The sequence below is a fragment of the Bacillus sp. SD075 genome (genome assembly GCF_017355165.1).
GTDB lineage: Bacteria > Bacillota > Bacilli > Bacillales > DSM-1321 > Peribacillus.
On record NZ_JADILK010000024.1, the window covers coordinates 41,164 to 66,121 of the forward strand.

Sequence of the window (24,958 nt, forward strand, 5' to 3'; positions counted from 1 at the left end):
ATTTTTATTCCGGTACAAGTAACCAGCCCCATTTTAATAGCATTATTTACACTAAGGAAAAGATCATACGAATGCATGCTCTAGCAACAACATTCCGTTAAGAAACAATATGCAGCCCATGTTTTGTACTATTCTGTATATCAAATAAAAAAGGGTTGCCGCAGCAACCCGATTATTCGAAATCGTTTGGACGGTATAAATGAAACTACAATGCCTGAAGCTCATTGACCGTTACAAACCTATACCCTTCGTTCGTTAACTCTTGTAAGATCCCTTCAATCGCTTGAAGTTCTTTACCCGTATCATCATACATCGGATGCATTAGGATGATCGAACCTGGTTCTATATTTCCCTTCACATACTTCACTTTGTCAGAAGCAGCAGTGTAATAGCTATCCGGTTCAAGATTCCAGGTAATGGTCTCCCTATCATTTTTATTTAAATAATAAGGCAAACCTATGATTTTTTTCCCGTTTGGCGGCCGGACATCAATTTCACCCTTATATCCGGAGTTCTGAATTAATTTATCCGTTTTCTCGATCTCCGCCTTGATATAAGAGGGCGATTTAAAAACCATCCGTCTGTGGGAATACGTGTGATTGCCAACCTGATGCCCTGCTTCCGCTATTTTTCCAGCTTCCTCTGGGTACTTTTCGATTTCGTTCCCAATCAGGAAGAATGTAGCTTTTACACCGTATTTTTCCAATAACAGAAGGATTTCATTTACATTCTTCGATGGGCCATCATCAAAAGTCAAAGCGACCACTTTTTCATTCGTCCCGACTTTAGCCGTCAATCCACCGAATACCTGATATGTTCTCGAATTCATTAATTTATACGTACCAAGCAATAGCAGGAAAACAACAAGGATTCCCACTCCAATGAATATCAGTTTCTTTTTCATGCAATACCTATCTTTCTATAAGTTTTTAAATCCAATGACCTATTATAGCAAATCACTGAACGAAAACACTTATTGTTCCCTTCCGAACGAACCGTCTACATTCACTTTACATGTATCAATTCAAAACGCTCACACACAAGCAGCATATCTTCTTTAAATGTGTGGCCGATTTTGTCCAGTTCTTCTTTCAGCCATTTTTCATGAGCATCCCACCAGTATGCATGGGTTCGATCGCCTTCCCCTTCTGCAATCGCAAACTCTTCACTCACTTCATTCATGGGCAATACTTCGACTTTCACTGTTTGTATGATGGCTAAGGGCTCATCCTCACTGCTTAAAATAATGCTGTAATCACCCACGGATGGTAATGGTTCATTTTCTTCTTCATAAAAAACATACCCAGAGCACGTAGCCGTTTTTTTCCCTACGATCACCAATTGGGCCAAATGATCGGGATCGGCCCCGAATTGCCATGCACTGACTGCCTGGGGTTTTTCTTCGTCTTTCCCCTGCCAAAATTCATTCCAATATAATTCCGCTTTTACATTCATTCTATGATTCTCCCATTCTGTTCTGACATGATCATTCTTAAAATTTTGCATTCTCCAGTTTATCCAAACGATTTCCATCTCGATCACTGAAGTGAATTTTAGCGTGGGCATATTCCCCGTGAGGCATCACGAAGGGTTCAATTGGGTGCAATCCGCCTCTTGGCGCATAGCCTCTATCTTCAAGGCATGCGACTGAGCTCTTTAGATCTTCCAGTGATACTTGAAAAGCGGTATGCCATAGGGAGGGATGATACTCAACCTCCACTTTTACCGTTTCCCCATGCCCCAACCTTGTGATCCAACTGCAAACCAATCCCTTTATCTTATTGGTCTACGAGGCAATTCTATTCCCCAGTTAACAATAGAGTGATGACGATGACCCAAAATATAAAGAATGACGAGGAAAAAACCAAAGAAATGATAGAAATCACCTTTTTCTCCGTTTTCTTCAAAATTCCTATGACAGATAGGACGATGCCGGCAATCGTAAGGAAAAATGTGATATAATCACCTGTCATGTTCCCGATATTTCCCATTCTAATAGGTGTAATAAAAACGGTAAAAAAGCAAATGATTCCAATGATGAATGAAGTAAAACTAATTGCACCGTACCTCTTCTGAATGCATGCTTCGTTTTCCATCGAGCTCACCCTTTCATCAGTTTTTAAATCCTCTATCATCTATTAATATCTCACAAATAATTTTAACATATAATGCCATTCGAATTATTGTGCACAAAAAAGGGACAAAAAACCGTGAATTAAAGCTTCATTTTCATGCCTTCATGAGTGGCTTTGAATCCTAAACGTTCATAAAAGCGCAGCGTTTCTTCCCGCTTTTTATCGGTGGTCAGCTGAATGATATGGCAGCCCCTCTTCCTTGCACGGTCAATCGCATATTGAATCAACTTGCTGCCAATACCTTTCCCTCGTTCTGAAGATACCGTCCGAACCCCTTCGATCGTAGCTCTCCAACCGCCTTGATGGGTAATATAAGGAGTGAACGTGATTTGCTGCACCCCAACGATTTCCTCACCAAGACATGCTACGATCAATTCATTATTTCCATCTGCATCAATGGATTCAAATGCTTTTAGATAGCTTTCGGGAAGGGGATTCTCATATTGCTCCCTTTCCCTCCCCAATACATCATCCGCAAGCATATGTACTATTTCATTTAAGTCTTTTGCTGTCGCATTCCTGAATAGGACCATGCTATCCCTCCTGATATTTACTTACTATCACCCTTTTTTCGTCATGATGAAAACCAACCGTTTATTAATAACTTCTGCTAATAGTCCGGCGGTCCTCTTTTCTGAAGGAAAAATAATGACAGATGTAAAAATTGGACCATCAAAAAAAAGACCCCTATAAAAAGGAAGTCCGTCCAGTACATCATTATTAGGTAATTGGCGCAGGATTGAACAGTGCCAAATCATTATGCAGACCCCAATGCTCTGCCCAAGTTTTCTTTTTACCACTGGCCACTTCCAGAATAAGGTGAAATATTCCCCACCCAACATCCTCTATGGTTGCTTCTCCAGTTGCGATAGTTCCAGCATTTATATCAATCAGATCTTTCCATTGCTCTGCCAATGTATTTCGTGTAGATACTTTGATGACGGAAGCCATTGCGAGATTATAAGGTGTGCCTCTTCCAGTTGTAAAAACTTGAAGGTGCATACCGGAAGCGAGCTGTAACGTTCCGCAAACAAAGTCACTAGCTGGTGTAGCTGCAAAATTCAGCCCTTTTTCCGTAGCTTTTTCCCCTGGAGACAGTACACCTGAAATGGGGCTGCTTCCGGATTTTGCAATGGAGCCTAATGATTTTTCCACTACATTGGCCAATCCGCCTTTTTTGTTTCCAGGCGACGGATTGGCACTTCGATCAGCATCACCTAAAGCAAGGTAGTTATCATACCAATCCATTTCCTTTATTAAGGCTCTCCCTACTTCTTCCTTCACCGCTCGAGGCGTCAATAGATGAATCGCATCCCGTACTTCTGTGACTTCAGAAAATAGAACGGTTGCCCCTGCTCTAACTAACAGGTCCGTAGCATATCCTACTGCAGGGTTAGCTGTCACACCAGAAAAAGCATCACTTCCTCCGCACTGCGTACCTATGACTAATTCAGAAACCGGAAATGTCTCCCGCTGCCTGCGGTTCAACTTGATTAAACGTTCCTCAGCCATTTCCATAATCGATTGGACCATTCCCGCAAATCCCTGCTGATCCTGAAGTGAAATGATATCTGAATCGTCCCCGCTCGGATTTATTCTCATTGGATACAGTTTTTCACACCCCAATCCAACTACCAAGGCTTCCCCGCCGAAATTTGGATGTTTCGCAAGGTTCTGTATCGTGCGAATGGGAATCATTGCTTCGGGCGCATGGATTGCGACTCCGCACCCATAGTTGTGATTTATGGAGACAACATCATCAACATTGGGAAACTTCGGGAGAAGCTCTTTTTTTATCCGGTTCACGATAAAATCCAGAACGCCTACTACACATTGAACGCTTGTTGTAATGCCTAATATATTCTTGGTTCCAACACTGCCATCATCATTGCGGAACCCTTGAAATGTATATCCTTCAAGTGGGGGCATAGTTTTAGGAATATCATTTGCTATCGGTAATTCCTTTAAATCTGGAGATGCCGGCAACATCACCAATGACTCGTCAACCCAACTGCCCTTACCGATGGATTCAGCCGCATGACCGATAACTTCCCCATAGCGTATGATGGCTTCATTCTCGACTATATCCATTAAAGCCACTTTGTGACCTTGTGGTACTCTTTCCTTCAATTCAAGCCCACAAGGGAAAACGGTTCCTTGATCCAAGCCCCCCGTATTAACCACGATGGCGACATTGTCCACCCCATTCACCTTAATATAAAGCGGTACTTCCTTCAGCTGCGTTTTCGCATCCACTTTACCAACCCTTTCCATATTATAAAGCTAGCATATTGGCTGATATAGATATATTTTAAAATGGCCTCAGTTATTATCCCTCATGCCTTCAGGAAACTTTTTTCAAACATACGTATTTTTTTATTTTTCAAAAACGTTCACTTTATTTTCTTTTGTTAATTTTTATCTATCAATATGATTCTTTCCGGTTTATTTACTATGAAAATGTAAGATAGAGCTCCAACGAACAATACACTGGCAACAAAGATTAGGGCACCACTAAATGAATTTGTTTTCGCTAAAATAAATCCAATCACAAGTGGTGTCACAATACCTGCGACATTCCCAATCGTATTAAAAATGCCGCCAGTTAAACCAATAAGTTCTTTTGGTGCCATATCACCGACAAGAGACCATGTAAGACCTGCCAAACCTTTTGCGAAAAAGGCAATGGACATGATTAGGATAAGAAGAAAAATATTTGAAGTAAAGTTAGCTAATACAATTGTGCTTGATAGAAGAAACCCAGTGATGATCGGTGTTTTACGTGCAACAGCAAGCGATTTTCCTTTTTTTAATAATGTGTCAGAAATGATCCCGCCAACGATACCACCAAAAAACGCTCCTATATATGGTACCGATGCTGCAAATCCTGTTTGAATCAGAGATAACCCCTTCTCCGTTACGAGATATGTTGGGAACCAAGTTAAGAAAAACCAAACAATTGTATTCAACGCATACTGACCAATATAAATCCCGACCATTTGTCTGTTTGTCAACAAAAGCCGGATATCAGACCAGTTCATTTTTCTTTTTTCTTCTTTATTTGCCAACCCTCCACCTGAATTAATATAATCGATTTCTGCTTGATTTACACGTGGATGGTTGTATGGTTCACGGACAAATGCAAACCATAAAATTGCTACAAAGATACCTGCTCCCCCTGCAACAAAGAAAACATCGTGCCAGCCAAACTCTTGTAAAATCCATGCCATGACTGGTGTGAAAAGTGCTAATCCAAAATATTGTGCAGAGTTATAAATCGATACTGCTCGTCCACGTTCATGTTGTGGAAACCACATCGTCGTCAATCTGCTATTTCCCGGAAAAGATGGAGCTTCAGTAATGCCAACCAAGAACCTTAAAATGAATAATCCAAGCAAGGTGCTAATAAATCCTTGAAAAAAGGTAAATGTGGACCATAATAATAAAGCAACACCATAAACTTTACGTGCTCCAAATCTATCTAGTAACCAACCTCCTGGAATGTTAAATGCAGTATACGCCCAGTTAAATGCTGAAAAAGCAACACCTAATTTCACTGCATCGAAGGCAAGGTCTTCTTTCATTACTGGAGCAGCTATACCCAACGCAGAACGATCAATATAATTAATAACGGTCACGATAAATAACATGGCAAGTATGGTAAAACGCACATTGGTTTTTTTAGGATAGTCATTCTCATTGCGGATGCGTTGAGCAACGCTACTGTTCATTAAGCTTTCTCCTTTTTTTTCTTAATTTTTTAGAAAAATACGGTTTCAGTATTATCCCTTTTATTTTTTCTCATCGAATTGTGTTCTTAATAAAGTAAGGGCTTACAATTGATGTTGTTTTAGCAACTACCATGAGTAGAATATTAATATTTTCATCTTTATTAGATTGATAGATTAATTCTTTTACTCATGGTAATTACCCAATCATTTAATTCGAAAAGTCTATCTCACCATACATGGTTTTTTAGAGTTATATTTCCACTCTTTAATTAGATATTGCATAGAAGTGGAATCATCACGGTCATGATAAGGCAGACTTCTATATAATTCATTTGCTTTCATCACTTTATCCATATTTATTTCTACACCTAAACCTGGTTTATCAGGCAGTTTAATTACTCCATCGATAATTTGTAATGAATCATCACATAATTCTTGCCCATCTTGCCAAATATAGTGTGTATCAATTGGTGAAATATTTCCTGGCGCAGCAGCTGCCACTTGTGTAAATGCTGCTAATGTAATATCAAAGTGGTTATTGGAATGCGACCCCCAAGTTAAGCCCCAATCGTTTAATACATGTGCCATACGGATACTACCATTCAATGTCCAGAAATGAGGGTCAGCTAACACTATATCGACCGCTCTAAGTGCTGCTGCATGATGGAATTGACGCCAATTTGTAGCAATCATATTTGTAGCAACAGGCAGTCCAGTCGCAATCTTGAATTCAGCCATTATTTCACGGCTAGAGAATCCCGCTTCTGGACCACATGGATCTTCAATATAGGCAAGTATATCTCCTTTACCTTTGCAAATCTTAATGGCTTCTTCCAATGACCATGCACCATTTGGATCAAGATTTATTCTTGAATCAGGGAATGCTTCATGTAAAGCTTGAATCGCTTCCATTTCTTCTTCTCCACGAAACACCCCACCTTTTAATTTGAAACTCTTAAATCCATATCGATCTTCAGCTGCTTTTGCTTGAGCAACAATTCCTTCAGCTGTTAACGTTTCAATCCGTCTAACACGATCCCAATCATCCTTACATTGTTTTTCACGTAAATAATTAAGGCCGAGTTTTTCCCTATCAGCAATATAGAATAAATAGCCTAAGTAAGGTACTTCTGTACGTTGAATACCTCCATCGCCAAGTAATGCTGCAATTGGTTTATTAACAAATTTACCAAGCAAGTCCATCATGGCGCATTCAACAGCAGCTTCTGCTTGCACCACAAATTTTAAATTGGCTAAATTTAATCCTTGTAACCCTTCACCAGGGTCACCTTCTATACTCAAACCACCTTTACGTATTGCAGTAATACAACCTCTATAATCGGCAATCTCTTGTCCTACTACAAATGGACGATAACTTTCTATCATTTTAGTAATATCATCGCCGCCATGAATCTCACCAATACCTGTATTCCCCGTTTCATCTTCTAAAAGAACAATATTACGAGTAAAATAGGGAGCGTGACAGCCACTTAGTGTGAGTAGCGCACTATCATAGCCTGCTACTGGAATAACCTTCATATCTGTAATAATTGGCGATCCCTGCGATTTCATTATTTAACTTCCTTCCTGGATTTATTTACTTCATAAGTTCTTTAATCATTAATTCGGGCGTTATCTATGATCGCATTCACCTTGAATTATTTTATCATTTGACAAACACCGTTTTAATGGATGTAAAAAACTCTTTTGCTGCTTCTCCTTGTTCCCTTGAGTGGGAGCTGGAGTTTTTCATGCCGCCAAATGGCGCCTGCAATTCAACGCCTGCGCTCTCAGCGTTAACCCTTATCAATCCCGCTTCCATATCGTTAACAAATGAAAGCAAATGTTGGATATTGGCTGTGAAAATCGAAGCACTAAGGCCGTATTCCACGCTGTTCGCAAGTTGCAGGGCTTCTTCAACTGAATCAGCTTTCAATAAAGCGATCACCGGACCAAAAATTTCTTCCTGTACAATTGTCATATCTGACGAGCAAATATCAAAGATCGTTGGCTCTACATAAAAGCCATTTGCCTGGGGGCCTTCTTCAGCACGCTTTCCCCCAATTAGAAGTGTAGCGCCTTCCTCCACTCCTTTTTCGATATAGGAAAGAACCGTATTTAATTGATTTTCGCTAGCACATGGTCCCATCCATGTCCCGCTGTCCAATCCATCCCCGATGGAAATGCCTTTCGTTTCTTTCACCAGCAACCCCTTGAACTCTTCAAAAACCTCAGCAGCAACAATGACACGGCTTGTCGCGGTACATTTTTGCCCCGTCGAGCGAAACGCACCTGTAATGACTGCTTCTACAGCCAGATCAAGATCCGCATCCGCTGCAACGATTACCGGGTTTTTACCCCCCATTTCAAGCTGGTATTTCGCTCCACGTGACAATGCCGCTTGTCCAATCCTTTTGCCAACGCCGTTTGAGCCAGTAAAGGTAATGCCGTTTACATCTTCGTGATCGGCGATTCCCTGCCCTATGACACTGCCCGGCCCTGTGACCATATTGACAACACCCGCAGGTAAACCGGCTTCTTCAAAACACTCCATGATCTTCGCACAGGTGATGGCCGTCTCGGTGGCTGGCTTGACCACAATCGTATTCCCATATACGAGAGCAGGAGCCATCTTCCAGATTGGGATGGCGATTGGGAAATTCCAAGGTGTTACGACGCCCACTACACCAAGCGGGACGCGCGTAGTAAACATAAGCGCTGAACTGTCGGTGGATGGAATGACATCCCCCACTTTACGCATTCCTTCTCCTGCATAGTATTTCAGGATCGCAATACCGCGTGCCGTTTCCCCTTTTGTTTCAGCAAATGTCTTTCCCATTTCCCGTGTTGCACATTCTGCGATTTCATCCATCCTCTTTTCAAGAATTTGCGCTACTTTATATAGATACTCCCCACGCTCTGAACCAGCAAGTTTACGCCATTTTTCTTTTGCCTTTTTCGCAGCTTCCACAGCCAGGTTCAAGTCTTCCCTGGTAGATTTCTGTACATATCCGACAATTGCCTGTTTATCTGCCGGGTTTAAACTTTTTTCAACTTCATTCGAAATAGAAGCAACCCATTCACCGTTAATATAGTTAAGATACGTTTTTGTTTGAACTGTTGTTATCATATATAATCCCACCCTTATTAGATTGATTGAATTGATGATTCTTTTGGAAAACGATCTAAGGCACGCTCTAATATCGTTTGCATTTCTGCATAATGTTCTTTTTCCACCGGAAGAATTGGTAATCTGACTGTTTGCCCAACCGGCATTCCCATAATCTCCATACCTGCTTTAATGAGAGAAACGGCATAACCTTTTCGCTGACGGCGAATGTTGTTGATCGGCATAATGACCTGTTGGTAAATTTCTTTGACCGTTTCTTGATCTCCGCTCAAAATGCCATTATAGAATTTTCGTGAGATGTGCGGAATGTAATTAGATATCGCGGATGAGTAAGAGTCAAAACCAAGTGGAACATAGGCCGACATGGTAACTTCCGCAAGCGGCATTCCGTTCAGCCAGCCGAAACGCTTACCGAAGGTTTGTGTAAGGAGGCCATTCAACTCCATATTGCCTAGACCGTCTTTGACGCCGACCACCTGAGGTACATCCGCAAGCGCTTCCAAAGTTGAAATTGAAAGGGAAACATTATCACGCTGATATACTATGGAATTTAAATCTGTACTCTCTGCGATAGCTTTGAAATAAGCCGCCAGACCTGCCTGTTCTCCAGTAACGAGATATGGAGGTAATATTAAATAACCATCTGCCCCTCTATCCGCGGATATCCTGGCAAGTTCCAGTGAAGTTTGAATATTGCCTCCTACCCCTGTGTATACAGGGATTTTTCCAGCCGTGACGGATACGGCTATTTCTACCATCGCTTCATATTCCTCTTTACTTAACGATGGATATTCTGCTGCTGCACATGCCACGAAAATGGCCTCTAGTCCCTCATCTATTAAAAATTGGATATTTTGGGCGAGTGCTTGTTCATCAAGCTTATTACTCGTTGTGAATGGTGCTACGGGAAATCCGAGAATCCCTTTAGGTGCCTTGCGTATTTTATTCATTTTCCATTCCCCCTTGCATATTATTGTTTTATTGTAAGACAAACATACTAAATGGTCAATTGTATTTTTTTTATTTTCTGAAAAATGAGCATCACATATTCCCTCAGCAATTCCACTTCTAATATATACAAAAAAACACGATAATTAAGAGGCTAAAATGAAAAACGATTTATAAAAATGCCATTGACAAACAATTACATTTGTCTTACCATTGGATAAAACTAAATATTAAGAATTTTCACAAAGGGGAAAGACACCACCATTGTAAGCGGTATCAACTTAAATACGTTTAAGGAAGTGAGTATATGAAAGCTGAAGAAAAAGTCTTTCAAGCATCTCCTAAACTGCCAAATGCCCAGAAAAAAACACGCACACGATGATTCATTGTCTTCATGCTATTTTTGGTTACCGCTCTGAATTATGCGGATCGTGCGACGCTATCAATCGCAGGTACGGATAAGTCTGGTCAGCTTGGTCTCGATTCAGTCATGATGGGGTATGTTTTCTCCGCTTTCGCTTGGTCTTACATAGCTGGACAAATTCCAGGTGGATGGCTTTTAGATCGTTTTGGCTCAAAAAGAGTTTACTTTTGGAGTCTCCTGCTATGGTCTTCCTTTACGCTTTTACAAGGATTGATCGGATTCCTCGGTTCTGCCGGAACAGCTGTCATGGTATTGTTCGGACTGCGTTTTTTAGTTGGATTGGCAGAAGCCCCTTCCTTCCCGGCTAACAGTCGCATAGTCGCTACCTGGTTCCCAAGCCATGAACGCGGAACAGCGGCTGCCACTTTCAATTCCGCCCAGTATTTTGCAACTGTTCTCTTTGCACCAATCATGGGTTACATTACGTATAAATGGGGTTGGGAATACGTCTTCTTCTTTATGGGCGCTTTGGGAATCATCGTTGCTTTCATCTGGATGAAAACAATTTATGGACCAAAAGAACATCCGCGTATCAACAAGGCGGAGCTTGAATATATCGAAGCAGGCGGCGCTTTGGTTAATATGGATCAAACCACCACAAATAAGAAGGAAAAGAAAGGCGTCAACTGGAATCATATTAAGCAGCTATTATCAAACCGTATGCTGCTGGGTGTTTATCCTGGACAGTATTGCATTACGACGTTAACGTACTTTTTCCTGACATGGTTTCCTGTGTACCTTGTACAAGAAAGAGGCATGACCATTCTTGAAGTCGGATTAGTCGCTTCCCTTCCAGCCATTTGTGGATTTTTTGGCGGCATTCTCGGAGGGACATTCTCGGACTTCCTGTTACGGAAGGGATCCTCATTGACCATTGCCCGAAAAGTGCCGATTGTTGTTGGGATGCTTCTCTCGATGAGCTTGGTAGCCGCAAACTATGTAGATACGGAATGGATTGTTATATTCGTTATGGCCCTTGCGTTTTTCGGTAAAGGATTTGGGGCACTCGGCTGGGCGGTAGTGGCCGATACCTCACCAAAAGAAATGTCCGGTATCAGTGGCGGACTTTTCTTTTGGTGAGGTAACATTGCCGGCATTACAACACCGATTATCAGCGGATATATCATTGCCACGACGGGGTCATTCATTGGGGCGCTAGTCTTCGTATGTGCTAATGCTCTTGTCGCGGTTTGCAGCTATTTATTCCTTGTTGGTGAAATTAAACGGGTAGAGTTATCATAGTCAACTAAATATGATAGTAGGGGGAAAAATCATGAACAATCAATTGCTTAAGGATGTAAAAATCGGCACACCGGTAATTTCAGAAATGAGTGTTATTCCAGTTGCGGGCCATGACGGCATGCTTCTGAATTTGAGCGGTGCCCATGCTCCTTATTTCACCCGGAACATCGTCATTCTAAAAGACAATGCGGGTAATACTGGTGTTGGTGAAGTTCCTGGAGGCGAAAAAATCCGCCAGACACTCGAAGATGCCAAACAATTGGTTGTCGGCCAGTCGATTGGAACTTACAACAACATTCTAAATACCATCCGTAAGCAGTTTGCGGACCGGGATGCAGGGGGGCGCGGCCTTCAAACGTTCGATCTACGTATTGCCATACATGCCGTAACAGCATTGGAAGCGGCACTTCTAGATTTAGTCGGCCAATATTTAGGTGTTCCAGTCGCAGCCCTACTCGGCGAAGGACAACAGCGAGATAAGGTGGAAATGCTCGGCTACTTATTTTATGTAGGTGACCGCAATAAAACAGATCTTGGTTATATTAGCGAACCTGAAGCGGAAGATGACTGGATTCGCCTCCGTCATGAGGAAGCGCTCACACCCGAATCGATTGTCCGCTTGGCAGAAGCTGCCCACTCTCGCTATGGATTCAATGATTTTAAATTGAAAGGCGGGGTTTTGCGCGGGGAAGAAGAAATCGAAGCGGTGACGGCACTTGCGGAACGCTTCCCTGAAGCCAGGATCACCCTTGATCCAAATGGTGGCTGGCTACTTGAGGATGCGATTGAACTTTGCCGGGATCAACATCATGTTTTGGCGTATGCGGAAGATCCATGCGGAGCGGAAAATGGTTTTTCCGCCCGGGAAATCATGACGGAATTCAGGCGCGCAACGGGCCTTCCCACCGCTACGAATATGATTGCAACGGACTGGAGGCAAATGGGGCACTCCATTCAACTTCAATCCGTGGACATCCCTCTTGCCGATCCGCATTTTTGGACGATGCAAGGCTCCGTCCGTGTTGCTCAAATGTGTAACGACTGGGGATTGACATGGGGATCGCACTCCAATAATCACTTTGACATTTCACTTGCCATGTTTACACACGTTGCAGCAGCCGCACCAGGAAAAATCACTGCGATCGATACCCACTGGATTTGGCAGGATGGGCAGCGTTTGACAAAAGAACCTTTTAAAATTGTCGGCGGAATGGTTGATGTCCCTTCCAAACCCGGACTTGGAATTGAATTGGATATGGAACGAATCGAGAAGGCACATCAGCTTTATAAACGAAAAGGACTTGGTGCCCGTGATGATTCAATGGCTATGCAATACCTGATTTCCGGATGGAAGTTCAATCCAAAATCACCTTGTCTTGTCCGATGATTTTTTCAACAATGCGTGCGCCTCTCTCTTTAGAGCGGCGCATTTTACTTTTTTTAGACATTGACCTTCTCACCCTCACATGCAAATAAGTGTATTATATTATATAATTAGTCTTACAGTAGGAATACATATTGGATTTCACAGAAAAGGGGTTACACAATGGAAGACTCGTCAAAGAAATTAGGCGTACAATCGGTACATCGCAACACTCTTTCACAACAAGTCGTGGATCAAATTGTCCATCTGCTCGTCAGCGGACAAATGAAAGCGGGCGACAAACTGCCTCCTGAAATGGAACTTATGAAAGAACTTGAAGTAAGCCGGCCTGTTTTAAGGGAGGCGCTCAGTGCACTTGATACACTAGGGGTCATTACACGAAAAACGCGTGAAGGAACCTTTTTTAACGATAAAATCGGTACCCATCCATTCTCTGTCATGCTGGCGCTGGCCACTGATAATTTACCAGCGATCATCGAAGCGCGAATGGCATTGGAGTTGGGGTTAGTAACGATGGCTGCCGAGAAGATCACAGACGAACAACTGGGGAAACTGCAAGTTACGATTGATACGATTGCCAATAGTGAAGACAACGATTATGGAGAGGCCGATAAAGAATTCCACAAGATCATCGCTTTAAGTGCGAACAATCCGATTATTGAAGGCATGATCGATTCCTTATTGATTACCCATAATAAAATAAATAGCCTGATTCAATTCAGAGAACGGGAACTGACCGTAAAGTATCATAAAGCCATCTATGCGGCACTCGCAGCACATGATCCACATGAAGCATTTAGCCAAATGTACAAGCACCTTGATTACGTCCGTCAGAAAGTCCTTCAATATTCTCACGCGAATTAATATAACGTTTGAAAAATATCGCAGCAAACTAATGGATCACTAAATGATTCAATTTCATAGGGAAAGTGGATTTTTTCAGGGAACCAATTTTGCTTCCAAGATTTCAGAGTTCAACTCATCTTTTAAATCCAATTGATAGCATAATTCTTTTCGAGAAAAACTGGATAGTAGTTGAACTATCCAGCCCCCACTTATCCAGTCCTTTGAAATGAAAATGACTCCCGAAAGAAGCCGACACCATCCTCTTGCAAATTGTCTGGCTTGCCAAAATCCCCAACCATGAACCTGCCAAGGATCCACTCAAAAAAATGAGGCTGGGACATAACTAAATAAACCATCTTCAAAGACGAATCATTCTACGTTATTCTACCTATTAAATATCATGCTGTTTTCGTATATGTTGTTTTTATTCATCCATTCAAGCTGTAAGAACAAGTTCGTTCCATTGCGCTACAGACACTCGCTTTCCGCTGGGAGGAAGCGGAACCTCCTCGGCAAGCCAGCGGGGGTCTCAGCCGTTCCTCTATTTCCCTTAGTAGTCGATTGTCTTCCGCTCCATTACACTAGATTTTTAAAAATAGGATGCAAAAAGCAACAAAATCTATGGAAATGAACAAAGAAAGACCCGATCTATTCGCCGGAAATTCTGCTAATAGATCGGGTTTATCGTTGACTAAAATACTTATGTCCCAGCCACATGTATAAGTCACCAAGTTTTTGGCCATCATCTGTTTAATCTACGGCTTAATATGCACTCCAACCTGCATCTGCGGTGATGACAGTACCATTAATAAAACTGGAATCGTCTGAAGCAAGGAACAATGCCACTTTAGCGATTTCTTCAGGTTTGCCGTTGCGTGGATTGATAGCCATACCCAATTGTTGCCGAGAGATGCCGAACTCATTGATATTCGTCATGCTGGAACCAATATTGGTTTCAACTCCGCCTGGTGCTATTGCATTGCAGCGAATCCCTTTATTGGCATACATGAAGCCCGTGTTTTTTGTGAAACCAACCACTGCGTGTTTTGAGGCAGTGTAAGCGGCGCCTGCTCGAGCACCATATAAACCGCCAGCAGAAGCGATATTGATGATGACTCCTTTTTGTTTTTCTAAAAAGATTGGTAACACCTTTCTAGTCGAACGCATGACGCTTGTCGTGTTAATGGCAAAAATCCGATCCCATCTAGAATCCTCAACGTCTCCAGCGGGTTCCATGCCATCCATGATACCCGCGTTATTCACCAAAATATCCACCGTACCATACGTACTGACCGTGGTATCGATCAAATGTTGAATATCTTCCTCCAACGCAACGTTCGTTTTAATGGCAAAGGCCATTCCGCCATTCGCTTTTATTTCTTCTACCGTCGCGTTCGCACCATCAAGATTTAAATCCGATACAACGACTTTAGCCCCTTCCCTAGCATACTCTATAGCAATTTGTTTCCCCATGCCTGATGCTGCACCTGTCACTACTGCAACCTTGTCTTGTAATTTCATTTAAACTCCCCCCATTCATTCTAGTGAAGTGTTACTTATTGTACAGATGTTCATTAACTAACTTCCTTTATAGTATAATTAGTTTCAGTAGGCTTATACAATCAGCAAATGATGACCTCGATGTTGAACAATGAACACGAAGGATTGATTATGTTTATTAAAAGTACAATAACCAACAAAGGATGAAGGAAATGTCCAATAATAACAATGGGATTGATAGAAGGATCAGGAAATCAAAAATGGCTTTGAAAGAAGCCCTCCTATCATTAATGCAAAATAAGGATTTCAGGGAGATATCGATTACTGACATTGTAGAACTCGCCGACCTTAATCGGGGGACATTTTATAAACACTATCAGTACAAAGAGGAACTGCTCGAAGAGGTCATGGAGGATGTGATTTCCGATTTGATCATATCTTACCGGGAACCTTATAAAAACGTTGAAACTTTCACCATCAAAGAACTAACGGCTTCAGTAATCAAAATATTTGAACATGTGGCTAACTATGCAAACATTTATCCCCTCATCCTAAAGTCTAATGCATGGCCTACATTACTAGAAAGGATTTGTAATGAATTAAAGAAACTTCCATTGGAGGACCTAGAAGATTACCATCCGAACCCTAAGATCAATACAGAACTTGCCTCCAGTTACCAAGCATATGCGATTTTAGGCATGATCATCGAATGGGTCAACACAGGCTTTAAATACAGCGCGGACTATATGGCTGAACAGTTACTGGAAATCATCAATAATAAATCGGTAAATGCCGTCTATAAAATAAAACGAACATTCAAAGATGACCAAAAGTAATAAGAGGGCTGTTTTAGCACCCCTCCTCCACTTCTATGTTTCTTTGGAAGCTCAGCAAATAAGAAACCTTTTTACCGCAGTCAAGAAAGCTGGTAAATTATCTTCATGCACAAAGTGTCCGGCATCCCCTATCGTGACCAATTCGCAATTCGGAATAAGCTCGGAAACCTCCTGCAATTTGTTTTGGGGAATATGGGGAACCGCCCCCTATAACAAGCGTCGGCATCATTATATCGGTAAGACGCGCCCACCATTCGGGATTGGGTTCATTAAGCTGCTGGAGAATCGAAGGCACAACCTGCCAATCAAACGGCAAAGGGCCAGAAGGTCTGGTAGGAACCTCCATTGGTTTATCCGAAAAAGGAGGAGGCGTGTCTTCGACAATCAACCTATCTATCCTCGAAAGAAAAGTTTGCGAGAAAAGATAGGCAACTGTCCCCCCATGGAATGCCCTATTTGTGAAAACCTTCCCAAATTAAGCGCATCCGCAAAATGAAGCAAATCATTGCACATTCATTCAAAACTGTATGCATTAGTTCTCGCACTCCCACCGTGGCCCCGTTGGTCTAAAGCCAGCACACGATAATTTTCTCCTAATGCGGCAGCCACTTGATCCCATGATTCTGCACTTTTCCCCAGCGCGTGAAGAACAACAAGCGGTGGTGCAGAAACATCCCCGGTCTCCCGATATTGAAACGTGAGTCCATTCAACTCCATTTGATTAACCCGTATTTCCAGATCCATTCATCTCCTAGGGTCGGATTCATCATTTTGAACCCGATCTATTTAATAAAAAACCTCCTAGAATACTATGTTCTCTATAATTGAATTATACTTTTTATCCCTTCACACATTTATTCGCCCTAACGGCAATTTAATCCGGTCCGCTTCCTATTTATTCGACCTTTACCACATTTATTCATCCTTTAGCCTAGCGGAGTTGGCGGCAGCGAAGTATTCCATGACAAATAACCGAAATCGCTTGGCTACTGGGGTGAAGTAGCGTTTTTCTGACCAGCCGAGCCCTATTGTTCTTTGACAAACAGGTTCGGTTATCCGGATTTTATGGGATAATGACCCGGTTTGATGGAGCCATGTCAATTCGGATACAAAGGCGACCCCCAAACCTTTCCTGACAAGGTCCGAGATGACAGCTGGCTCATCCCCTTCGAATGCGATATGCTGGACGAATCCCGCTTCGAGGCAAAATTGGTCGGTTAAGCTGCGGAACCCAAAGCCTGTATTCATACTTATGAATGGTTCATCTTTCACTTCTTGGAGTTGAATGCTTTCCCTGCCAGCCAGCCGGTGATTGGGAGGAACGATCAAGTATATTTCTTCGGTGATCAGCGGTTCCCACTTTAAGTCTGGTCCTTCAATCGGAACGGAAGAAATGCAATAATCGATTTCTCCTTCAATTAGAAGCTGTTTCATGGATGATATAGATTTTAGGAATTGTTGAAAACGGACGTCCGGATATTGAGATAAAAATGTACCCAATAAATCAGGCAAGACCCTGGGAATGGTAACGGCCAAGGTGATGTTCTTTTGGTCTTGATCTGTTAATTCCACGATTTCGCGCCTTCCTTCATTCAGTTCTGCGAAAGCGCGTTCGACCCGGTTCAAGAAAATCCGGCCAGCTGCATTGAGCTTGATTTTCCGGTGTTCCCGATCAAACAGTGAGACTCCCAAATCCTCTTCAAGCCGGGATATGGTTTTACTGAGGGATGGCTGAGCAATCTGAAGTTGTTCCGCAGCCTTCGTCATATGTTCCAGCCGTGCTACGGTTTGAAAGTACTGCAGCTGTAATATTTCCATTTTCCCACTCTTTTCACATAGATTTAAATCTATTATTACATAATCAATTATGTATTATACAGTATCTAAAAAAGACATTATGATGAAATAATCTCTTAGTCAGAAAGGGCAGGCTCAAATAATGAAAGGTTTACAACTTGTATTTCAAGATATAAAAGCAATGTGGAAACATAAACACGGGAGAATCGCCTTGATTTTCCTTTTGGTCGTTCCATTGATTTATTCAGGTTTCTTCTTGGCGGGCTATTGGAACCCTTATGGAAAGTTGGATCAGCTTCCAGTAGCAGTTGTCAATCTCGATAATGGTTCGGAAATGGACGATAAGCCAGTCGAAGCTGGTGATGATTTCGTCAAACAATTGAAGATGCAGAAAGAATTGGACTTTCATTTTGTCACGGCAAAGGAGGCTAATACGGGTCTTGAAGATGGGACCTATTATATGGTTGTCACGATTCCGGTTGATTTTTCGGAAAATGTCACGACTTTACTGGATAAAAAACCGGAAAGAGCTAAACTTTTGTATACTGTCAATCCAGGTAAGAACTTCGTTGCCTCACAAATCAGCTCTACTGCTGTTGAAAAGATGACTGCAAGAATCAACGCAAGCATTACGAAAGTCTATTCTGAAGGCATCCTTTCGAAATTCCAGGACGTTTCTAAAGGCTTGGCAGATGCCGGGGATGGAGCGGGAGAACTTCATCAAGGAACGGTGGATGCTAAAAGCGGCAGCGAGAAATTGAATGAGGGCATTCAGGATTTGAATGATGGCGCCCATAAGCTGCAAACAGGAAGCAACAAGCTCTTGGATGGACAAGAAGCCTTAACGGATGGTGTGAAAGGATTAACAGCAGGTTCCCAGAACTTGTATTCCGGTATGAAGCAGCTATCGGAAGGACAAGTTTCATTGGAAACTGGGATGAATGAAGTAAGTAAGGGTGTTGAGAACTGGTCAGCTGGAAATTCAAAATTGATGCAAGGGCAAGAACAGGCTGCCGATACAGCGAATACTCTTAAGGAACAATTGGATGCCTATATGGAAAGTCATCCTGAGGCAATAAAGGACCAAGACTTCAAGCAAATCGTTGCCCTATCAGAAGGTTTATCCAAAGCAGCCACCACTTTACATGCCGGTCAAAAGCAATTGGGCGAAGCTGCTTCCAGAGTGGCTGATGGACAAGAAACCGTTCAAACCGGGATGAATGCCTTTGATGATAAAATGGCACAAACTACCTCGGGTGCTAAGCAATTAAACGAGGGTACTGAAGAATTAGCGAATGGATTATTTAAATGGAAAAATGGACTCACCACTTTACATGCAGGAATCGATTCGCTAGCCGACGGAAGCAGCCAGCTAGCCAGTGGATCGACTGAACTTCAGGACGGACTGGCTTCACTGGAAACCGGTTCAAGCAAGTTATCCACCAAGCTTAATAAAGCTGCCGATAAAACGGCCAGTCTTCAGTACGACGATTCGACAACTTCGATGTTCTCTGAACCCGTACAACTGGTCCAATCCAATTTATCTGAAGTACCTAATTACGGAACCGGGATTGCTCCTTATTTTCTGTCATTGGCCTTTTATGTAGGCGGCATCATGGCTTCCAATATCTTGCCGCTTGGCCGCAGGCAGAATCTTAAGGTTACCGGAACCGTTCATTTCACGAATAAATTAATACTGGTATATGTAATCGGCTTGATTCAGGCACTTCTAGTGGATGCAGTCGTCCTTCTTGGATTCCATTTACATGTAGCCAGTGTCCCTGTATTCATACTATCAAGCATCATCGTTTCATTTACCTTCATGACGTTCATCCTTATGTTGGTGACCGTGTTCGGAGTGATGGGCAAATTCGCAGCCGTGACCCTTCTCGTTTTCCAATTGGCTACCTGCGGCGGAACGTTCCCAGGCGAACTGGGCATGTCATTGTTGACGAAAATCGGTCAATTTTTACCAATGGCCCACTCCCTAAAGGAACTCCAAGAGGTCATTTCATTAGGCGGCTGGGAAAACTTGCAGACGCAGATTTGGATCTTACTTGCCTATCTCGTTTCTGCTGCGATCATTGGCTGGATAGCCAGTCATATACAGCATTCAAAAATAACTTCCGAGGAAGTGACATCTTGATGTAAAAAAGCGCAGTGCAAATGGCACTGCGCTCAGTTTATAGACAAAAGTTAAAACAAAGTTGATTGGAGCGGGTGTTCGAGACTCCTGCGGGAAAAGCTCGACTAAGGAAGACCCCGCAGTCGAATGCGAAAGAGCCGAGGAGCCTTCCGTTCCAATCAACGTCCAAATTGCACAAGCCATAAAAAATGTAGACAAGTAAAAATCATCGGGTAAAACTTACTGATGGATCGTGGGTCGAATTATTCCGCTGTTACCTGAATTAAATTCCGTTCCGGGCCATAAATCTTTGGTAGACCAAACAAAACGGCTGAAGTTAAAAGAAAAAGCCCTATGCTGCCTGAACTATTCAGGTACATAGGGCTTTTTCTTAGTGTCTTTTAAGCGGTTTGATCTTTTTTTACAGCTGGTTTTTCCTCAGCTGGCCATGCGCGCTTAATGAATAATGTCAGAATCAGTGCGACAGCCGCAATGAAGGTGGATACAAGGAAGGAGAAGTTTATTCCATCAAGCATCGCCTGCATTCCAATTTGGGCCTGCATTTGTTCCATCATCTCAGCAGTGGGCTGGCTTGTTAGTTTACTCATTGCTTTGGTCATTAAATCCTCACCTGAGGATGCTGCATGGTTTGACATGACCGTAACAAGCAAGGCTGTACCGATCGCACCTGAGATTTGGTTCAGCGTATTATTCATGGCTGTACCATGCGGGTTCATACGTGCTGGCAGTGAGTTCAATCCATTTGTCATGATAGGCATCATCGCCATCGATAGTCCGAATGCACGTACGGAAAACAGGATCACAATATGTGCATAAGAAGTATCCATGGTTAATTTACTGAAGAAATACGTTGTGACCACGGTGATAAATAAACCGATCGAAGCCAGTACGCGGGCACCGAATTTATCGAAGAGCTTTCCGGTGATCGGTGACATGATGGCCATTAATAGGGCACCTGGCAGCATCAGCAATCCTGAATCGAATGGTGAAATGCCACGGACTGTTTGTATATACAGCGGCATTAAGATCATCGCTGAGAACATCGCCATATTCAGCACGATTGAAATCGTTGCAGATAAAGCGAACATCGGATGTTTGAAAATCTTGAATTCAAGCATCGGTGTTTCCATTTTAAGTTGGCGTGTAATGAAAAGGATCAGGGAAATGGCACCAACAATCAGTGTTCCATATACCCAAGGGCTATCCCAACCTTTGCTGCCTGCCGAGCTGAATCCATAAAGCAGGCCGCCAAATCCCAAGCTAGACAGGATGACAGATAATTTATCGATTTGAATATCGACTTTTTCCTTTTTGTCTTTAAGTTTAAAGAAGCCAAAAATAAGCACTAGTAAAGCGAGCGGAGTAATGAAATGGAATAGCATTCTCCAATCATAATGTTCGATGATCCACCCTGAAAGCGTCGGCCCGATGGCAGGGGCAAACATCATGACTAAACCGAATAATCCCATTGCCGAACCCCTTTTTTCAACAGGGAATGCAGTTAAAAGCACATTCATCAATAACGGCATCATAATGGCGGAACCTGCAGCCTGAACCATACGGGCGCTCAATAATAGAGGGAATGCATGCGCTACACCTGCAACGATCGTCCCGATTGTGAAAAGGAGCATGGCTGTCAGGAACAAATTACGAACCGAATATTTTCTTATTAAGAAGGCGGTTGTCGGAATCATGATTCCGTTCACGAGCATATAACCCGTTGTCAGCCATTGAACTGTGGATGTCTCGATTCCCAGGTCTGTTTTGATTGATGGCAGTGCAATATTTAAAAGGGTTGAATTCAGTATCGATATAAACGCCCCGACCATCAGTATGGCCAAAATGCCATACGAACCCTTTTTCTCATTTATTTGTGCAGTACTCACTTTTTATCTATTCCTCCATTCAAACTATTGGTTCATTTAATTAGACGATCGGTATATTCCGATCTCACAAAATCAATAATATACCCCTAGTTCATTTTTTGCAATAAAAATTTACTGGTTTAAATAAGGGTTTGTGCTGTGATGAAAAATAGAGTACGATTATATTTATACAAGCAGTATAATGAAAATCAGGTGATATGATGAATAATCGAAGGCAGAATGTCATCGATACGGCTCATAAGCTGTTCATTGACAAGGGCTACCAAGCCACGTCAATCCAGGACATTCTAGATGGCAGCGGTATTTCAAAAGGTACATTTTATAATTATTTCCCTTCGAAGGGTGAATTATTTATAGCCATTTTCCGTTCCTTCTATACAAAGATTCGCCATGAACGGGAAAAACTATTGATTGGTCAAGATTCCGCCGATATTGAAATTTTCATCCGTCAGCTCGAGCTGCAGATGATGGTGAACAAGCAAAGCAAATTGCTCATCCTGATCGAAGAAGTCCGTGTTTCCAACGATGAGGAATTAAAACAATTCATCAATCAGACGTTATTGTTGAGCATCCGTTGGATGTATAACCGTTTTCTCGATCTATTCGGGGAAAGCAAAAAACCCTATCTATTAGATAGCGTCATTATCTTTCATTCGATGATGACCCACATGAATCATTTTAGTTATCGTGCCAATCTCGCAGGTACACAGGACATACAAATTATCCGCTATTGCATGAACCGCATTGTCCATTTAGTCAATGAAGTGGCTGAAAGCGGGGAACAGATCATTGACCCGGAACTAATGGATACGTGGTTTCCAAACTTTAAAAACCATCTTGATCCTTGCCATAATGATTTGCTTCATTCCACCATGGAATTGAAAAAAGCGATAAACAAAGCTTTTCCTTGCGATGAAAATCGAACAAGAGCCATTGAATTGGTCGACTTTATCCAAGATGAGCTGATGCAGTCCGACAAACCGAGAAAATTCTTGATAGAAAGTTTGCTGCTCACTTTGAAGACTAGTTATGCTTCTCAGGTCCAGGCATTCATTGAGCCTTTTGAAGAAAGCATCAATTCTTGCTTGAACCAATGAGGATTGAAGACACACGCACCTACCGAAAACGGTAGGTGCGTGTGTCTTTTTGAAATGCCCTGATTTTATAATAAGTGTTGGTGTTATAAAAGGGACCTAAGGAAACACTATCCTTATCATAAATAAAGGAGGTCTATCTACTTGAGTGTGAAAGAGAATGCTTTGTCCATACTGGCTCTGGGTGGAGTGAATGAAATCGGAAAAAACATGTATGTCATTCAATATTCTAACGATATCGTCATTATTGACTGTGGTGCAAAGTTTCCTGATGAAAGTTTATTAGGAGTCGATTTGATCATTCCTGATATTTCCTTTCTTCAGGAGAATAAGGAGAAGATCCGCGCTTTGATTGTGACTCATGGGCACGAAGATCATATTGGCGGGATCCCTTATTTCTTAAAAAAATTGAATGTGCCCATTTATGCTACACGTTTAACACTTGGTTTGATTGAATTGAAGTTAAAAGAACATAACCTTTTGGGTGATACGGAGTTAATACAGATCGATTCGGATTCAAGGTTGGAATTTGGGGAGATCATTCTGGACTTTTTCAAAACGAACCATAGTATACCCGATTGCCTTGGGGTCACCATGCATACACCAGAAGGCGCGGTCGTTCATACAGGGGACTTTAAGTTTGACTTGACCCCCATGAATGATCAATTTCCCGATATTCATAAAATGGCCAAAATCGGGAGTGAAGGTGTCTTGGTTTTATTATCTGAAAGCACGAACGCAGAACGTCCCGGCTCAAGTCCCTCAGAGCATCTGGTTGGCAGCCATATTGAAGAGGCCTTCATGCAGGCAAAACAGAAAGTCATTCTTTCGACCTTCGCTTCAAATGTCAATCGCGTTCAACAAGTTGTGAACGCTGCACAGAAGACAAACCGGAAACTCGCCCTGATTGGACGAAGCATGGTGAACGTCGTAACCGTTGCCATTGAACGCGGTTACCTCGAGGTTCCTGATGGGATGCTTATCCAACCACAAGAAGTGGATAATTATGCTCCTGAAAGGGTTGCGGTTTTATGTACAGGAAGTCAAGGAGAACCGTTTGCTGCCCTTTCTCGCCTTTCCAGTTCGAATTATCGGGATATGAGCATATTGGCTGATGATACAGTGATTCTCGCCTCCACCCCAATACCAGGAAATGAAAGGGATGTTTCACGTATCATCGACAATCTGTTTCAGCTCGGTGCCAAAGTCATTTACGGTTCCGGGACTGTGACAGGCATGCATGTTTCCGGACATGCCTATCAGGAAGAGTTAAAGCTCATGCTTACCCTGATGAAACCTAAATATTTCATACCCATTCACGGTGAGTATCGGATGTTGCACCAGCATCGATTACTAGCTGAGTCTGTCGGGGTGGAGAAGGACCATACTTTCATCATCAATAATGGCGATGTGGTGGATATTGAAAACTCCGTTGCCCGTCAAACGAGAAAGGTAGCTGCCGGCAATACCTTTGTTGACGGGGTGGGCGTTGGTGATGTTGGAGAAATCGTACTGCGGGACCGGAAGCAGCTTTCCGAAGATGGGATGCTCGTAATCGTCATAACGATAAGCAAGACGGAAAGAAAAATAGTATCAGGACCCGATACCATTTCACGTGGATTTGTATATGTTCAAAATTCAGAGGACCTCCTTAGGCATGTTAATCGTCTTGTCACGAAAACAGTCAACGACTTACAAAGTGAAAAAATATACCGGTGGAACATCATTAAACAGACCATAAAGAAGGAACTCGGGCAATATCTCTTTAATCAAACGAAGAAAAAGCCAATGATCCTTCCGATAATCATTGAAATTTAGCGCCAATCGAAAGGAACTCGACTTTGTAAGTCGAGTTCCTC

The 24,958-nt window shown here is 42.4% G+C and carries 21 protein-coding genes and 1 pseudogene; 7 read left to right on the forward strand and 15 right to left on the reverse strand.

The features are described from left to right. Window positions 1–205: 205 nt before the first annotated feature. From IOC57_RS16035 to kdgD, 10 genes are all read right to left on the reverse strand, one after another. On the reverse strand, window positions 206–904 hold the full coding sequence (locus IOC57_RS16035; protein ID WP_207439667.1) for a polysaccharide deacetylase family protein: 699 nt from the start codon (window positions 902–904) through the stop codon (window positions 206–208). A 101-nt stretch (window positions 905–1,005) separates the two neighbouring features. Continuing rightward, entirely contained in the window at window positions 1,006–1,455 is a 450-nt protein-coding gene (locus IOC57_RS16040) for an ASCH domain-containing protein (protein WP_207439668.1), read from the reverse strand. A 37-nt stretch (window positions 1,456–1,492) separates the two neighbouring features. Beyond that, a complete protein-coding gene (locus IOC57_RS16045) occupies window positions 1,493–1,720 on the reverse strand; it encodes a hypothetical protein (protein ID WP_207439669.1) in 228 nt (75 codons plus the stop codon). A gap of 79 nt (window positions 1,721–1,799) precedes the next feature. After that, on the reverse strand, window positions 1,800–2,096 hold the full coding sequence (locus tag IOC57_RS16050) for a hypothetical protein (protein ID WP_207439670.1): 297 nt from the start codon (window positions 2,094–2,096) through the stop codon (window positions 1,800–1,802). A gap of 119 nt (window positions 2,097–2,215) precedes the next feature. After that, a complete protein-coding gene (locus IOC57_RS16055) occupies window positions 2,216–2,668 on the reverse strand; it encodes a GNAT family N-acetyltransferase (RefSeq protein ID WP_207439671.1) in 453 nt (150 codons plus the stop codon). Window positions 2,669–2,855: 187 nt separating this feature from the next. Then, window positions 2,856–4,391, reverse strand: a complete 1,536-nt coding sequence (gene garD, locus IOC57_RS16060; RefSeq protein ID WP_309487717.1) for a galactarate dehydratase — start codon at window positions 4,389–4,391, stop codon at window positions 2,856–2,858. 155 nt (window positions 4,392–4,546) lie between these two features. Next, complete coding sequence (locus IOC57_RS16065) at window positions 4,547–5,866, reverse strand: MFS transporter (protein ID WP_207439673.1); 1,320 nt, start codon at window positions 5,864–5,866, stop codon at window positions 4,547–4,549. A 222-nt stretch (window positions 5,867–6,088) separates the two neighbouring features. Next, complete coding sequence (locus tag IOC57_RS16070; RefSeq protein WP_207439674.1) at window positions 6,089–7,438, reverse strand: glucarate dehydratase family protein; 1,350 nt, start codon at window positions 7,436–7,438, stop codon at window positions 6,089–6,091. Between the two features lie 94 nt (window positions 7,439–7,532). Beyond that, the gene (gene gucD, locus IOC57_RS16075; protein WP_207439675.1) at window positions 7,533–8,996 is read right to left on the reverse strand and encodes an alpha-ketoglutaric semialdehyde dehydrogenase GucD; all 1,464 of its coding nucleotides are present in this window, start codon (window positions 8,994–8,996) and stop codon (window positions 7,533–7,535) included. Window positions 8,997–9,013: 17 nt separating this feature from the next. After that, window positions 9,014–9,946, reverse strand: coding sequence for a 5-dehydro-4-deoxyglucarate dehydratase (gene kdgD / locus IOC57_RS16080; RefSeq protein ID WP_207439676.1), 933 nt, complete (start codon window positions 9,944–9,946; stop codon window positions 9,014–9,016). Between the two features lie 392 nt (window positions 9,947–10,338). Between kdgD and IOC57_RS16085 the strand changes: the two are divergent. The 3 genes and pseudogenes from IOC57_RS16085 to IOC57_RS16095 all read left to right on the forward strand — a co-directional run bounded on the left by IOC57_RS16085 (window position 10,339) and on the right by IOC57_RS16095 (window position 13,858). After that, a pseudogene (locus tag IOC57_RS16085) lies at window positions 10,339–11,610 on the forward strand (MFS transporter). A gap of 31 nt (window positions 11,611–11,641) precedes the next feature. Beyond that, entirely contained in the window at window positions 11,642–12,997 is a 1,356-nt protein-coding gene (gudD, locus tag IOC57_RS16090) for a glucarate dehydratase (protein ID WP_207439677.1), read from the forward strand. Between the two features lie 159 nt (window positions 12,998–13,156). Continuing rightward, window positions 13,157–13,858 (forward strand): FadR/GntR family transcriptional regulator, encoded by a 702-nt coding sequence (locus IOC57_RS16095; RefSeq protein WP_207439678.1) that lies wholly within the window; start codon window positions 13,157–13,159, stop codon window positions 13,856–13,858. A 744-nt stretch (window positions 13,859–14,602) separates the two neighbouring features. Here IOC57_RS16095 and IOC57_RS16100 read toward each other — a convergent pair. Beyond that, on the reverse strand, window positions 14,603–15,361 hold the full coding sequence (locus IOC57_RS16100; protein WP_207439679.1) for an SDR family oxidoreductase: 759 nt from the start codon (window positions 15,359–15,361) through the stop codon (window positions 14,603–14,605). Window positions 15,362–15,552: 191 nt separating this feature from the next. Here IOC57_RS16100 and IOC57_RS16105 point away from each other — a divergent pair, with 191 nt between their 5' ends. Next, window positions 15,553–16,176, forward strand: a complete 624-nt coding sequence (locus tag IOC57_RS16105; RefSeq protein WP_207439680.1) for a TetR/AcrR family transcriptional regulator — start codon at window positions 15,553–15,555, stop codon at window positions 16,174–16,176. Between the two features lie 103 nt (window positions 16,177–16,279). Here the strand turns inward: IOC57_RS16105 and IOC57_RS25960 are convergent, their stop codons facing one another. The 3 genes from IOC57_RS25960 to IOC57_RS16115 all read right to left on the reverse strand — a co-directional run bounded on the left by IOC57_RS25960 (window position 16,280) and on the right by IOC57_RS16115 (window position 17,994). After that, window positions 16,280–16,564: a hypothetical protein gene (locus IOC57_RS25960; RefSeq protein WP_286184918.1), complete on the reverse strand. Its 285-nt coding sequence runs from the start codon at window positions 16,562–16,564 to the stop codon at window positions 16,280–16,282. 125 nt (window positions 16,565–16,689) lie between these two features. Then, window positions 16,690–16,887, reverse strand: coding sequence for an alpha/beta fold hydrolase (locus tag IOC57_RS25965; RefSeq protein WP_286184919.1), 198 nt, complete (start codon window positions 16,885–16,887; stop codon window positions 16,690–16,692). A gap of 204 nt (window positions 16,888–17,091) precedes the next feature. Continuing rightward, a complete protein-coding gene (locus tag IOC57_RS16115; protein WP_207439681.1) occupies window positions 17,092–17,994 on the reverse strand; it encodes a LysR family transcriptional regulator in 903 nt (300 codons plus the stop codon). A 121-nt stretch (window positions 17,995–18,115) separates the two neighbouring features. Here IOC57_RS16115 and IOC57_RS16120 point away from each other — a divergent pair, with 121 nt between their 5' ends. Then, window positions 18,116–20,119: a YhgE/Pip domain-containing protein gene (locus IOC57_RS16120; RefSeq protein ID WP_207439682.1), complete on the forward strand. Its 2,004-nt coding sequence runs from the start codon at window positions 18,116–18,118 to the stop codon at window positions 20,117–20,119. A 380-nt stretch (window positions 20,120–20,499) separates the two neighbouring features. On the opposite strand, the gene IOC57_RS16125 is transcribed toward IOC57_RS16120, so the two are convergent. Beyond that, window positions 20,500–21,948, reverse strand: coding sequence for a DHA2 family efflux MFS transporter permease subunit (locus tag IOC57_RS16125; protein WP_207439688.1), 1,449 nt, complete (start codon window positions 21,946–21,948; stop codon window positions 20,500–20,502). 257 nt (window positions 21,949–22,205) lie between these two features. Between IOC57_RS16125 and IOC57_RS16130 the strand changes: the two genes are divergently transcribed. Both IOC57_RS16130 and IOC57_RS16135 read left to right on the forward strand, forming a co-directional pair. Beyond that, window positions 22,206–23,102 carry a TetR/AcrR family transcriptional regulator gene (locus IOC57_RS16130; protein WP_207439683.1) on the forward strand — a complete coding sequence of 299 codons (897 nt, stop codon included), beginning with the start codon at window positions 22,206–22,208 and terminating at the stop codon, window positions 23,100–23,102. A 141-nt stretch (window positions 23,103–23,243) separates the two neighbouring features. After that, window positions 23,244–24,917 carry a ribonuclease J gene (locus IOC57_RS16135; protein ID WP_207439684.1) on the forward strand — a complete coding sequence of 558 codons (1,674 nt, stop codon included), beginning with the start codon at window positions 23,244–23,246 and terminating at the stop codon, window positions 24,915–24,917. The last annotated feature ends 41 nt before the right edge of the window (window positions 24,918–24,958 follow it).